The sequence below is a fragment of the Fictibacillus barbaricus genome (assembly GCF_031457135.1).
GTDB classification, from domain to species: domain Bacteria; phylum Bacillota; class Bacilli; order Bacillales; family Fictibacillaceae; genus Fictibacillus; species Fictibacillus barbaricus_A.
The window spans coordinates 446,912-460,879 of sequence record NZ_JAVDWA010000002.1 but is presented as its reverse complement, the minus strand read 5'-3'; the positions used below and the strand labels follow the sequence as shown (position 1 = coordinate 460,879).

The window sequence follows — 13,968 nt, the reverse complement described above, 5'->3', positions numbered from 1 at the left end:
GGCAGGAGGAACTTACAATGTCGGAAATTAGCAGTACATTGCTATATAGTGCATTTATTATTTATTTGTTTTCAACCCTTTTCTTTTCCATGTCGCTCTCGGACAAGAAGAGTTCAGAGGCAGCTTATACGAAAAAATGGGGAAAAGTTGGTTTTATTACTGCTTGTGCAGGATTTGCTGCCCAGCTTGGATACTTCATTACGAGATGGATCGCAAGCGGACATGCTCCTGTAAGTAATTTATTCGAGTTCACTACTTTCTTTGGCATGATGATGGTATTAGGTTTTATTGTGTTATATTCCATTTACCGTACGAATGGATTGGGCGTGTTTGCAATGCCGGTGGCACTTCTTGTAATTGCTTACGCAAGCATGTTCCCAAAGGATATCTCACCATTAATACCAGCTTTGCAAAGTGACTGGCTTAAAATTCACGTAACAACAGCTGCATTAGGTGAAGGAATTCTAGCGATCTCTTTTGTTTCAGGTCTTATCTACTTAATTCGTACTGTTGATCAGACTGTTTCAACCAAGAAAACAAAATGGCTTGAAATTATTATGTACAGTTTAATAAGTGTAGTTGGATTTGTAATCATTTCTTTAGCATTTAAAGGAGCAGGCTATGAATCTAGCTTTGAAGTAATGAACAAACAAAATCAGCCTGTCAAAATTGTTTATGAATTGCCAGCGATCGCAGGACCAGCGAACGGAGATCATTTAGATAGAGGATTCGGTCCTCTTTTCAATACACCATCCTGGATGCAAGGCGTGAATGCATCAATGAAACTGAATACCTTTATTTGGTCGTTATTATCCGGTTTCGTTCTTTATGGATTACTGCGCCTTGTTCTTAGAAAAAGAATCTCAGCAGCACTTCAAACAAAAGTAAAGAATGTTAACTCGGAATTGCTGGATGAGATCAGTTATCGTGCAGTAGCGATTGGATTTCCGATTTTCTCATTAGGAGCCCTTATTTTTGCCATGATATGGGCACAGCAAGCATGGTCCCGTTTTTGGGGCTGGGATCCAAAAGAAGTTTGGGCACTGATTACTTTCTTGTTTTATGCAGCATACTTACATCTAAGATTATCAAGGGGCTGGCATGGGGAAAAATCAGCCTGGCTATGTGTTGTCGGATTTTGGATCATTACGTTTAACTTGATTGCCGTTAACCTTGTTTTAGTAGGGTTGCATTCATATGCATAATAGCTTGAAGGAAAAGCCTCTCTTTTTTAAGAGGGGTTTTTTTATACAATGTTTCCAATTTGTTTGTACCCCTTTTTTTCATGTATGATAGAAAAGGATAAAGAGACATGTGTAAACGTTATTTTGAATGATAATGGAGGATTAAAGAATGAATACTGAAGCAAAAATTCTTGTTGTAGATGATGAAGAACGCATTCGTAAACTGTTAACCATGTACCTGGAAAGAGAAAATTATGAAGTATATGAAGCTGAAAATGGTGAAGATGCTTTGCAGATGGCTGTATCCATAAATTTTGATCTCATATTGTTGGATCTCATGCTTCCCGGAATGGATGGAATAGAAGTATGTGAAAAATTACGGGAAAAAAAAGCGACACCTGTTATCATGCTTACAGCAAAGGGTGAAGAATTAAACCGGATTCAAGGCTTTGAAGCCGGAACAGATGACTATATAACGAAACCATTCAGCCCTCGTGAGGTATTATTGCGTGTTAAAGCTCTTTTAAGAAGATCTTCGCCGACAAAGTTTCTTAAAACAGAGACGGTTGCAAAAAACGTGATTGTATTTAATCACCTAACGATTGATCATGATGCACATCGAGTAACAGCCGGCGGAAAAGAAGTGAACTTGACGCCTAAAGAATATGAGTTGCTTTATTATCTTGCTAAAACTCCAGATAAAGTGTATGCGCGTGAACAGCTATTAAAAGACGTATGGAACTATGAATTCTTTGGTGATTTGCGCACGGTTGACACACATGTAAAAAGACTTCGAGAAAAGTTAAATAAAGTTTCAACTGAAGCAGCTTCAATGATTGCGACCGTTTGGGGAGTAGGATATAAATTTGAGGCGGGAAATGAATGATCTGGAGAAGTGTTGTAGGTAAACTCTGGGTCACAATATTGCTGTTAGTTTCTGTTGTACTGACGTTACTAACAATATTGCTAACTCAATTCTTTGAAAACTTTTATGACAGCCAAGCAAAAGAGCAGCTAACGAAAATGGCTGACAGGCTTGTTCTTATTATGGAGCATGATAACAACAAAGAAGAAGCGATTCGAATTACAAATGAAATGGCTGAGGCTTATTCAATGTCTGTTATGATCATTGATGAAAATCACCACTCATTTATTTCATCGGATTCTTTAGATAATGCACCGTACATTCCTGTTTCGGTTTTTAATCAAAACAAGAAACTGTCATCCGTAACAGAGTCAAAGGAAAAAATTTATACGAAGAGTGAATTTCCGGTTTTAAAGAATGGTGAAAAATCCTCGCATACCATGATCGTCTATGGAGAACCATACAGCGTGAATGGGAATTCTGGCGGTGTGTATGTATATCAATCGATTGAAAACATCGAAGAAACAACAAATCATACGAAGTACTTGATCTTTTTAGCTGCTGGAATTGCCATTATATTAACTACAATTTTTGCCTTTTTCTTATCCACGAGAATTACTGCCCCACTGAGGAAGATGAGAGAAGCAGCAATGTTTGTTGCAAAAGGTGAATTTGATATGAAAGTTCCAATCTTAACACATGATGAGATTGGAGAATTAGGAATGACGTTCAATCGGATGGGCAGACAGCTGAAAAATAACATTACTGCCCTAAATCAAGAAAAAGAACAGCTTGCGAGCGTTCTAAGTTCGATGGCTGATGGTGTAATTACATTTGATAGAAGAATGAATATTTTAGTCACAAATCCTCCAGCTGACCGTTTTTTGCAAGCCTTTTATTATGAATCAGGTATGAAGACGCAGAAAAAGGAAAACATGCTCCCGGAAGCTGTTATTCATTTGTTTCAAAAAGTGGTTTCACTTGAAAAAGAGCAGCTGACTGAAATTGATATTCAAGGACGTTCGTGGGTGGTCGTTATGACTCCGCTATATGATAACTCTGTTATTCGCGGTGCAGTTGCCGTATTAAGAGATATGACAGAAGAGCGAAGAATGGATAAGCTGAGAGAAGATTTTGTTGCGAATGTATCACATGAATTGAAAACCCCGCTGAGTATGCTGCAAGGTTATAGTGAGGCAATCGTTGATAATATCGCAGAATCAGAAGAAGAGAAAAAAGAATTAGCGAGTATCATATTGGATGAGTCCAAAAGGATGGGTAGACTTGTAAATGAACTGCTCGATCTGGCAAAACTTGAAGCGGGTCATATGAAGCTTCATTATACCAATGTTTCTTTGAAGCCATTTGTTGAACGAATTGTAAGGAAATTTCAAGGACCAGCCAAAGAGCGGGATATTCAATTAAGTTTGCATATGGAAGGGGAACCTGAAGAACTTAATATTGACCCAGACCGAATTGAGCAAGTTCTGACGAATTTAATTGATAATGCTATCCGTCATACATTGAACGAAGGTTTCGTTAGTTTAACAATAAAAATCAGTGAGCAAACAGTCTCTTTTAATGTGAAGGATAATGGTACAGGAATAAAAGAGGAAGATTTGCCATTTGTTTTTGAACGCTTTTATAAGGGTGATAAAGCTAGAACAAGAGGGAAATCTGGAGGGACAGGTCTTGGCTTAGCAATAGCAAGAAACATAGTAGAGGCACATGGCGGCCAAATTAACGTTCACAGTAAAATGAATGAAGGAACGACATTTTCATTTGTTATACCTCGAATGTTGAAATAAAAGATCAAACTTTCCCGATTAATCTTGTTTCATAAGGAACAATTACTTAATAAAAAGATTTCACAAACTTCTTCATTAAGCTATAATTAATGAGAAATCTAATTTCATAATAATGTAAAACAGGTGCTGTCTGTCCGCAGACAAGCATAATTGGGAAAACGGTTAAAATCCGTTGCGGTCCCGCCACTGTAATTGTGAGAACCCTAATAAAATGCCACTGTCAACACGGGAAGGCGTTAGGGGACGATGAACAAGAGCCAGGAGACCTGCCTGTTATTCATGAACATGACCTACGAGGATAGGGGGGTGTTAAGACAGTGCTGATGAACGGCACCTGTTTTTTGCCTGTATACCAAATTTCCGAGCCCCTTCGTAGCCGAAGGGGCTTTTTTTGGTTAACGATTAAAAATTGATAAAAATAGGAGAGAGTTAAAACATGAAAAAACTAGTAGTAGTATTGGCAGTATTAATGATGATGCTCGCAGGATGCGGTACAGCTGAAACGAAAAAATCTTCAGAACAGCCTAAGACAGAAGAAACAAAAAAACAGCAAGTTACAGTGAACATCACGAAAGATAACGGCAAGGAAAAAGTAACGGAAAAGAAAGTAGCCATTAAAGAAAATGACACCGTAATGGATGTTATGAAAAGTAATTTTAAACTCGATTTGATCTATAATGATGCATTTATTAATGGAATTGATGGAGTAAAAGGAAACGAACAAGACAAAACATCGTGGTTCCTTTCTGTTAACGGTAAAGATGCTACGAAGGGCGCAAAGGATATAAAAGTGAAGCCAGGGGATGTTATCGGGTTCGACTTACATAAATATGAATAAATTAACGCTCAGACGAATGACCCTCTTGGCACTTTTAACAGCATTACTTACTATAGGGAGAATTTCATTCGCGATCATTCCAAATGTACAGCCAAATACGTCCATACTGATTATTGCTTCATTCGTATTAGGACCTGTGCAAGGACTTATCCTTGCAATCTTAAGTACCTTAACGACAAATCTATATTTAGGTCAAGGTTTATGGTCCATTGGTCAAATGGTTGCATGGGGTCTTATCGCTGTTATGAGCGGATATTTAGGTAAATATAGACATCAGACTCCTTGGTGGATTTTAAGTCTTTACTCAGGCCTATGCGGTTTTTTGTTTGGATTTATTATTTCACTAATCCTTGGAGGGATCGTTATTCAAAAGTTTTGGCCATATTATTTATCAGGTCTGCCTTTTGACATCAATCATGCGGTCGGAAACATCATTTTCTTTATTGTATTATACAAACCTCTTATGTATGTGATGGAACGTCATTTGAATACTGGAGAACACAAAAGGGCTGCTTAAAAAACAGCTTTTTTGTGTGGATTAATAAACGGCGAATTTATGCCCCGCGGAAAGCGAGAAACCTGGAACGGAAATCATCCACTTCAAAAGCAGAAAGTTTTTAGAAAAAAACATACAAAAAAAGTTCAATTCTCTTCTTTTATGAATAGGATAGTAAAGTTGATGCTTAAAACATAGGAGGACAAAATGAGAGATTACTTAAATCGTATCTTTGCTGTACTATTTTTAACGCTTTGTATAAGTGTATTATTTTTAGGTGGGAAACTTGGTGCATAAAAGACTTGATGAATAGCTATTTTCATGTTACATATGGTTAAACGTTTTTTTAAAAAAAGGAGACCAATATGCTAACAGATTATCATGCTCATCTGGAAAAAGGTACCTTATCAATCGATTACTTAAAACAGTTTGTAGAGACAGCCAAACAAAAAGGAATTAAAGAGTTTGGGATTTCTGAACATGCTTATCATTTCTATGAAACAAAAAACATCGTATCTAAGCCTTGGATGGAAGAAAGACGTTTTTATACGATGGATGATTATGTAAAACTGTTTTACAAAGCAAATGACCTGGGAATGGATGTTAGAATGTCCATTGAGATGGATTATACACCCGGACGGCATAATGAAATGGAATCTTTTATTAGCAGCTATCCTTTCGATTATGTCATTGGATCCGTACATTGGGTTGACAACTTTGGAATTGATTTAGCTGAATACAGAAAAGAATGGGACCGCAGGGATCTTTATGAGACCTACAGAGCTTATTATGACCAGATCATTACGCTCGCTGAATCCAATTTATTTGATATTGTTGGGCATATTGATCTAGTGAAAATTTTTAATTATGTACCAAAAGACAAAGAGTTTATGCAAGAACAATACGAGCGGGTAACAAACGCTCTTAAAAACTCAAAAACTTGTGTTGAAGTTTCTTCTGCAGGCATGCGAAAACCTGTTGGAAGATTGTATCCTGAGCCAGAGCTATTATCTATGTGCTTCCAAAAAGGGATACCAATCGTTCTTTCATCAGATGCCCATGAGCCTCAACAAGTTGGAGAAAACTATGAAGCTTCTATTCAATTGGCAAAAGAGACCGGGTACAAATCACTCATGACATTTAAGGACGGTAAACGTAAAGAGGTTGAATTAGGATAATGCCAGATGGCGGTTGTCTATATAAACTTAAAAACAAAAGAGAACCGGCTCATGTGAGAGTAACGGTTCTTTTTTGAGAGAAAAAACTTGCCAAATTCCAGAGTAATTAGTACTTTAAATCGCAGCGTAATTCGTTGCGGTTTTTTAATAGTAAGAGTAATAAAATATCAAAGATGAAAGAGTAAACATGATTCAGCAAAAGGGTGTGTTGATCCAAGAAGGATTAACACCTTTTTTATGGAATTTATTGAACTAACTTATAAGGTTAAAGAAAATGAACTTCTATAAAGAAGCCGATCTCTGAACTAAAATAAGGGTGATTTAGCTAGAAGTTTTGTCAATACCACACTAAGACGAGGAGTGAAGTTATGAAATTTCTGCTCACATCGGGAGGCATTACTAACAAAAGTATACACAATGCGCTGGTAGACATGCTGGACAAGCCCATCGCCGAATCCAACGCCCTGTGCATCCCCACCGCGATGTACGGACATCCTTGGGTCGGACCAGGCGTGAAAACCTGGGAATTCATCAGCGGGAAAGAAGAGAATCCCATGGTTAATCTAGGCTGGAAGTCAGTTGGCGTGCTGGAGCTCACTGCGTTGCCAAGCATTGACAAAGATCGCTGGATACCTTTGGTCCGGGAGATAGACGTCCTGTTGGTATCCGGCGGCGACGCCCTCTACCTAAACCACTGGATGCGAGAATCGGGGCTGGCAGAGCTCTTAACGTCTCTGAGTGCAGTCTATGTGGGAATGAGCGCGGGGAGCATGGTGATGGCACCTGAAATTGGAGAGATCTTCGTTGGCTGGACTCCACCGAGCGGTGAGGATCAAACACTTGGGCTTGTTGATTTTGCCATGTTTCCACACCTTGATCACGAGATGCTGCCTGATAACACGATGGCTACTGCAGAGAAATGGGCGGCGGGGATGCAGGGACCAGCGTATGCGATTGACGATGAAACTGCCATTAAAGTGATCGATGGGGAGGTCGAAGTGATCTCTGAAGGACATTGGAAGCTGTTTTCGCCTTGATATTACTTTTCAGCTAAATCAAAAACTAGGTAAGATTCATTGTGATGCAATTTAGAGATTGGTCATGTCCATGTATTGTGAAAGGTTTCACTTAAGCAGTATGAGAGTGGGGGGGAATTTGAAATATAACTCAAGAAATCATAGAGGGGTTTTAGGATTTTTATTGGCAATTTGAATTGTGTTTTTTCTATAGGATGTTTTCTAAAAGATTGTTGCTTTTAACTCTTATTTTATTGTCTTTTTTGACAGTTGATTGGAGTAGAAGGTGCGAGACTCCTGCCGGACAGGTTGGCAGTCCGAAAAGCGGAAGCGGTTTGGTCAGCCCCGACAAGCAAAAGGGAAATGGGCTAAGAAGGCGCTTTTTGACTTCGGTACCATTAAACTTTTGACCTCGAGGGGCTAACCGCTGCTGGTAGACAGGTGAGATACTAATACGTGAAATGTACTAACGTGGCTCACCGCCTGCCCCGCGGAAAGCGAGCAACCTGGAACGGATATCAACGACTTTCATGGCAACAATGAATAAAAAAACAGCCTTTCTGAAAGGTTTTTTCAAAAGGCTGTTTGACAAAGGTTCATTGCTTTTATTTCATTGATTTAAAGTTCAATCGGTTTGCAGACAATGAGATCCTCGATATTTGATAGTTCCTTTTGAATATTTTCTGATGGCTGACTATCGAACGTCAGGACCATCATAGCTTCTCCGCCAGCAGATTTCCTTCCTACGTGCATGGTGGCGATGTTAATATTTCGTTCTCCTAAAAATGCCCCTACTTTACCAATAATCCCTGGTGTATCTTGATGTTCAATATATAAAAGTGATCCTTGAGGCACAAAATCAACCGTATAACCATTAAGTCGAATGATTCGTCCACCAAACCCTTTTACTAAAGTAGCAGAAAGGGTAAATGTGTGGTTTTGGCCGGTCACCTTAACATGTATGATGTTTGGATAGCCAAAGTCATCCGTGCCGTGTTTTTCTCCTACGACAATTCCTCGTTCATTTGCAGCAATCATACTGTTTACATCATTAACAGGTCTGCCGAGTCTCGTTCTTAAAAATCCGCAAAGAAAGCTGCGTGTTAATGGAGTAGTATCAATTTCAGATAAAGAGCCGCCATAACCGATTGAAATTTCCTGTACAGGTTCTTTAAAAAATTGGGTTGTAAAAGAACCAAGGTCATTTGAGAAATCGTAATACGCAATTAGTTTTTCATACGTATCTTTTGATAATGAAGGGAAGTTAACAGCATGTTTCAAAGGTTTGTTGAGAATAAATGATTTAATTTCATCGCTGGCCATAAAAGCAACATTTTTCTGTGCCTGAACGGTAGATGCAGCAATATGAGGGGTAACGACAACGTTTTCATGCTCTATCAATGAACGGTTGACTGGCGGTTCTTGTTCAAATACATCAAGAGCACAGCCTGCCAGGTGGCCATTATCTAAAAAGTGAAGAAGGGCTTCTTCATCAATAATGCCTCCACGGGCACAGTTAAGGATAAATGCTCCTCTTTTAGCATGTTTAAGATTATCAGCATTTAAAAGTTTGCGGGTATCTTTTGTTAATGGAGTGTGAACGGTAATGATGTCACTTTGTTGAATGAGCGTATCGAGATCAACAGAAGTTACAGAGAGTTCTTTTTGTTTTTCGAGTGGAAAGTAAGGGTCAAATACAAGAACATTCATGGAGAAGCTTTTTGCTCGTTTTGCTAATTCTGAACCAATCCTTCCCATTCCTACAATGCCAAGTGTTTTTTGGTAAAGCTCTTGGCCGGTATATTTTTTACGATTCCATTCACCAGTCTTTAACGATTGGTTGGCTTGCGGAATATTTCGCAGCAAAGACATCATCATGGCCCACGTATGTTCAGCAGTTGAAATGGTGTTTCCTTCTGGAGCGTTCACAACAAGTATTCCTTTTTTAGTAGCTGCTGCTACATCGATGTTATCAACACCGACGCCAGCTCGGGCGATAATTTTTAGACCAGGCAATTTTTCTAATACAGCTTCGGTTACTTTTGTTGCACTTCTAACCATGAGTCCGTTGATTGTCTCTAGTTCTTGAATTTCTTCGAGCTTACCAAAAATCAAATTGACTTCTTCTAAGTTCACTAAAGGTTCAATGCCATCTTTTGTTATTCCATCGCATACTAAAACAGTCGTTGTCACACTTCCACCCCTTATATTCTTTATGAGTATTATTAATATTTTGATAATTTAACACATTCTCGGAGCGGGTACAACCATGTTTTTTTAAGATAGCGGTTACAAATAAGAAGAAAACGAATTGACAAGAAAAATCATCCTTAATAAAATAAATAAAAAGCCCACAAAAAGAGGGCTTTAACTTAAATACTATTCAAATTTAAGTGCATCACCATCGAAAGGGTCATCTGAAACTTTGATAGAATCAGTAGGACAACCTTCAAAAGCATCTTGCATATCTTCTAAAAGCACATCTGGAATTTCCACAATTCCTTGGTTATCATCTAGAGTTACAAATGCAATACCCTCATCATCATAATCGTAAATGTCGGGTGCAGCTGCTCCGCAAGCTCCGCATGCAATGCAAGTTTCTTTGTCAACAATCGTGTACTTTGGCATAAAAAATTACCTCCTATGGAATTGGAAAACGAATCCGATAATACATATTTACCCATTTTTAAATAAGTGTGTACTAATCATATTGTAATAAGTATCAGTACACATTTCAATAGAAAATTAGAATCCTCATCTTCTCTATTTCCCAACCTCCCTTGAAATAAACCCATAGAATGAAACACATACTCTTTAATTTGTGTAATCTGATAAAATAGATGTTAGTGTGGTGATCAAAATGAATATTTGCAATACCATTATTCTGGAAGTATTACGTGTAATTAATGGAAGCCGAAAATGGTCAGGTGTTTATTATATACTTTCTGGTAAAAAAACATCCCAATCACTATCGGATAGCCAATGGTTTGGAATTGAATCCTATTATTCTTCTTTAAAAGGAATATCACTTGAACAATTTCAAGAGCATCTTCAAAATTTACTTGGCTTAAATTGGATTGAAAAAAGAGATGAAGAGGAAAAGTTTTTTGTTACAGAACATGGGATTTCTGCATTGGAAGCTGAAAAAGAACGTTTTTCCTTTTTGGAAAAGCTGAACGGGTTAAAGTATTCTTCGATAGATTTGGCTTGTTGGCAAGTCATTTCTTTATATTGCCAGGCATTATCTAATTCTATTTATCTTTTTACAAAATATTCTCCTGTTATAAGAGAAAGAAGTGCGGTAAAGCGAGTAAAGGAAGTTTTTCCAAAAACAGACGAGAATCGAACAGCTGCTGCAGAAAAACTCTTTTCTGAATTGTTTTGTGTGTTATCTGAAGCTGATACGATTTCTGCAGAAATTTTTGTTAGGAAATTATCAGGCTATAAACGCATTGGTCTTACATATGAGCAATTGGCAGAAGATTTAGGTCTCACTAAATTGGAATGTATGCTGAGGTTCCGGTCGGTTCTGCACGAGCTATTAAGCAGAACTAGCCAGCAGCCAGAATCTTTTCCCGTTTTATTTTCTCTTATTACTAGGTATATAGCGGCTCCGCCATTAACAAAATCAGCTTCACATACTTATGAATTGCTGAAAGAGAAAAAATCAGTTTCTGAAATTATGAGAATCAGAAAGTTAAAGATGAGTACTTTAGAAGATCATCTTGTGGAAATTGCTCGTACCATTCCAAATTTCTCAATTCAACCGTTCATAAGCCAAGAGGAGATGAAAAAGGTGCTAACTTATTTTGAAACGAACAATGAAAATAAATTGCGACCTATCAAAGAAGCATTTCCTCACTTAACTTATTTGCAAATAAGACTTGTTCTTGCTAAAGAAGGTGGCAATAATGGATCTTGAAGAAGCACTTAAACATTATTATAAGTTTGACACGTTCAGATCAGGACAAAAAGAAATCCTTACTGATTTGTTGAATGGTCATGATGTATTAGGTATGCTCCCGACAGGAACGGGTAAAACACTCATTTATCAGTTGGCTGCCATTTTACTTAAAGGCAGAGCGTTAATTGTTTCTCCTCTAGTTTCATTGATGGAAGATCAAGTCGAACAGTTTAAACAGGCAGGTTTAAAGAAGACGATCGCATTAAACAGTTTTCTCGATTCTTCGGATAAACAATTCGTCTTAAATCGTATAGAAAACTACCAATTTATATTTGTCAGTCCAGAAATCATGCAAAGTCCATATGTCAGAGATGCATTGCTCTCTATTAAATGGTCCTTATTTGTTGTAGATGAAGCACATTGTATTTCTCAATGGGGCCATGATTTCCGTCCTCATTATTTAGAACTAATGAAAATGAAAGAAGAGATGGGGAATCCGGTTTGTTTAGCGCTGACTGCAACTGCCACAAAAAAAGTACAGCAGGACATTCAGCAGCATTTGGGTATGAAGCAAGCTAAAGTTCATATACACAGTGTGAACAGGCCAAATATAACACTGTTTGTCGAAACTTTTTCAGATTTAGAAGAAAAACAAGAGAAGGCTATAGACCTTATAAAAAAATTAAAAGGTCCTGGAATTGTATATACCAATACGCGGAACGCAGCTGAACATCTTGTTTCAATACTTCAAGAAAATGGAGTAAGCAAAGTTGCTTTTTATCATGGTGGTATGGAACAAGAGGAAAGACTGCTCGTTCAAAAACAATTTCTTCATGCTCAATTAGAATTGATTGTTTGTACGAACGCATTTGGGATGGGGATTAATAAACCAGATATTCGGTATGTCCTCCATTACCATACACCTTCATCGATAGAAGGGTATGTGCAGGAAATAGGGAGGGCGGGGCGTGATATGAAACCATCAGCAGCCATTATGCTTAATCACCCGACAGATTTGGATATACCGTTTCATTTTATTGAAAATGAACTTCCTGATTTAAATCACTTAGACTATGTATTTTCAGAAGAAGAGGTTTTAGCTGGTTATTCATTAAAAGAAAGGATTTTAATGACCGGACTCTCAGAAACAGGCCAGAGGTTTTTGGAATATCATCTTCAAAAATTAGGAGTTTTATATTTTCGTCAGTTAGCTGTAGAAAAGAGTAAAGAATTAAAAAAAGGACTTTATGAAAAAATTGAAAATCGAAAGATGGAAAAATTGCAATCATTAAAAAAGATGTCACACTGGATCAGTGGTAATGCTTGTAAACGTGACGGATTGCTTCATTATTTTGGTGAGAAGAGCAGTTTAGAGAATGGGGATTGCTGCAGCAGCTGCCACGCGAAAATCGAAAACTTCTTTGGGCAACTCGAAGATAACAGTGTATCATATGAGATGTGGGAAGAAGAGCTTAAACGTTTATTCAGACAGGAAGTGTTTCAGCAAGTATGAGCCAGCCAGAAAACAAAAACAGGATGGAAGAATTCACATCCAGACAGTTGCTGTTAAATGTGTACGTCTCTCAAGGTCTATTTTTAGTAATCGCAATCGGTATTGCTTTCTTTTTTAAAGTTCCCTTTCCATGGTCAAATGATTTTCCGTTGCCTATTTCCTATATAGCTTTTGCAATATTGACAGGGGTTCTCTTTCCCTTAATTTCAATAGAGCTTAAAAAAAAGCTGCCGGATCACTATTTTGACGACGGGGGAATTAATGAAAAAATATTTGGTCCCCTTTCTTATACTCATATTTTTGTTCTTACAGCGCTAATCGCATTTGCAGAAGAGTGGCTATTCAGGGGAGTTATTCAAAATTTGGCGGGATTGGTCCTTACGAGTGTGATATTTTCGACTCTTCATGTCAGATATATAAAAAAACCGTTCCTTTTTGCTTTGGTAACCTTGCTCAGTTTTTGGCTAGGTGTTCTTTATGAAATAAGTCATACCATATGGATTCCCTTTTTAGCCCATTTTTTAATTGATTTCATTTCTGGATGCTGGATCGCAGGACAATTTAAAAAAAGTATGACAAACGTCGATGATGGAGTGTGAGAGAAAAATGGAAAATGATCAAGCAGAACAACTTAGAAATAAAGCAGGCAACCATACTGTTCTCCAGACAGGATCATTACCTTCTCGCCGAGAGTTACATCAAAGAAAAAAAGGCCGAAAAAAGGAAGAACTTGAAGAACAAAAAAATAAGAAAAAAAAATCTTTTAAACCATCCTTTTTGTTAACAAAAGTCCTGCTGGTTGCCTTCATTGCCTTAGTTGGTTTAATGGTCACTTATCAATATTGGTCCGATAAGATAATTTCACCAGTACATAGCAATATTAAAAAAGGAACAGAACAAGTGAGAATCGAACAATAAAGGCTGTTATCTAAACGCTCTTTTCTGAAAGATTGTTGCTTTTAATCTTATTTATTGTCTTCTTTGACAGTTGATTGGAGTGGGGGGCGAGACTCCTCGAAATGAACTACAATTTTCTTCGTGCGATGTAACGCTGCCTAACCTTCCTTGTCCTACAGGATGATTGTGCTCACCGCACACCCTGCGGAAAGTGAGTCCAAGGGCGGAAATTAACCTCATTCAAAATCAAAAAAGTTTACAGCCAAAAT

The 13,968-nt window shown here is 37.8% G+C and carries 13 protein-coding genes and 1 riboswitch; of the genes, 11 read left to right on the top strand and 2 right to left on the bottom strand.

Annotated features, from left to right (window positions below; all coding sequences use genetic code 11):
• Window positions 1–17 precede the first annotated feature (17 nt).
• The 7 genes from ccsB (at window position 18) to J2X07_RS07655 (ending at window position 7,406) form a co-directional block, all read left to right on the top strand.
• The gene (ccsB, locus tag J2X07_RS07685; protein ID WP_310257879.1) at window positions 18–1,205 is read left to right on the top strand and encodes a c-type cytochrome biogenesis protein CcsB; all 1,188 of its coding nucleotides are present in this window, start codon (window positions 18–20) and stop codon (window positions 1,203–1,205) included.
• Between the two features lie 148 nt (window positions 1,206–1,353).
• The gene (locus J2X07_RS07680) at window positions 1,354–2,070 is read left to right on the top strand and encodes a response regulator transcription factor (protein ID WP_310257878.1); all 717 of its coding nucleotides are present in this window, start codon (window positions 1,354–1,356) and stop codon (window positions 2,068–2,070) included.
• Window positions 2,067–3,857, top strand: a complete 1,791-nt coding sequence (locus J2X07_RS07675) for an ATP-binding protein (RefSeq protein ID WP_310257877.1) — start codon at window positions 2,067–2,069, stop codon at window positions 3,855–3,857. The genes J2X07_RS07680 and J2X07_RS07675 overlap by 4 nt, the downstream gene beginning before the upstream one ends.
• A 104-nt stretch (window positions 3,858–3,961) precedes the next feature.
• Window positions 3,962–4,145, top strand: a riboswitch (cobalamin riboswitch).
• A 148-nt stretch (window positions 4,146–4,293) separates the two neighbouring features.
• Window positions 4,294–4,695, top strand: a complete 402-nt coding sequence (locus J2X07_RS07670; protein WP_310257876.1) for a DUF4430 domain-containing protein — start codon at window positions 4,294–4,296, stop codon at window positions 4,693–4,695.
• On the top strand, window positions 4,688–5,212 hold the full coding sequence (locus J2X07_RS07665) for an ECF transporter S component (protein WP_310257875.1): 525 nt from the start codon (window positions 4,688–4,690) through the stop codon (window positions 5,210–5,212). Before J2X07_RS07670 ends, J2X07_RS07665 begins: the two co-directional genes overlap by 8 nt.
• Before the next feature lie 344 nt (window positions 5,213–5,556).
• Entirely contained in the window at window positions 5,557–6,369 is an 813-nt protein-coding gene (locus tag J2X07_RS07660; protein ID WP_310257874.1) for a histidinol-phosphatase, read from the top strand.
• A 368-nt stretch (window positions 6,370–6,737) separates the two neighbouring features.
• Window positions 6,738–7,406, top strand: a complete 669-nt coding sequence (locus tag J2X07_RS07655) for a Type 1 glutamine amidotransferase-like domain-containing protein (protein ID WP_310257873.1) — start codon at window positions 6,738–6,740, stop codon at window positions 7,404–7,406.
• Between the two features lie 597 nt (window positions 7,407–8,003).
• On the opposite strand, the gene serA is transcribed toward J2X07_RS07655, so the two are convergent.
• Window positions 8,004–9,578: a phosphoglycerate dehydrogenase gene (gene serA / locus J2X07_RS07650; protein WP_310257872.1), complete on the bottom strand. Its 1,575-nt coding sequence runs from the start codon at window positions 9,576–9,578 to the stop codon at window positions 8,004–8,006.
• A gap of 186 nt (window positions 9,579–9,764) precedes the next feature.
• Window positions 9,765–10,013, bottom strand: coding sequence for a ferredoxin (locus J2X07_RS07645; protein ID WP_310257871.1), 249 nt, complete (start codon window positions 10,011–10,013; stop codon window positions 9,765–9,767).
• 232 nt (window positions 10,014–10,245) lie between these two features.
• On the opposite strand from J2X07_RS07645, the gene J2X07_RS07640 reads away from it, so the two are divergent.
• From J2X07_RS07640 to J2X07_RS07625, 4 genes are read left to right on the top strand one after another with little or no spacing between them, the layout of a single operon-like run.
• Window positions 10,246–11,307, top strand: a complete 1,062-nt coding sequence (locus J2X07_RS07640; RefSeq protein ID WP_310257870.1) for a helix-turn-helix domain-containing protein — start codon at window positions 10,246–10,248, stop codon at window positions 11,305–11,307.
• Window positions 11,297–12,802 carry a RecQ family ATP-dependent DNA helicase gene (locus tag J2X07_RS07635; RefSeq protein WP_310257869.1) on the top strand — a complete coding sequence of 502 codons (1,506 nt, stop codon included), beginning with the start codon at window positions 11,297–11,299 and terminating at the stop codon, window positions 12,800–12,802. The genes J2X07_RS07640 and J2X07_RS07635 overlap by 11 nt, the downstream gene beginning before the upstream one ends.
• On the top strand, window positions 12,799–13,401 hold the full coding sequence (locus J2X07_RS07630; RefSeq protein ID WP_310257868.1) for a CPBP family intramembrane glutamic endopeptidase: 603 nt from the start codon (window positions 12,799–12,801) through the stop codon (window positions 13,399–13,401). Before J2X07_RS07635 ends, J2X07_RS07630 begins: the two co-directional genes overlap by 4 nt.
• Before the next feature lie 7 nt (window positions 13,402–13,408).
• Window positions 13,409–13,720, top strand: a complete 312-nt coding sequence (locus J2X07_RS07625) for a hypothetical protein (RefSeq protein ID WP_310257867.1) — start codon at window positions 13,409–13,411, stop codon at window positions 13,718–13,720.
• Window positions 13,721–13,968 lie beyond the last annotated feature (248 nt).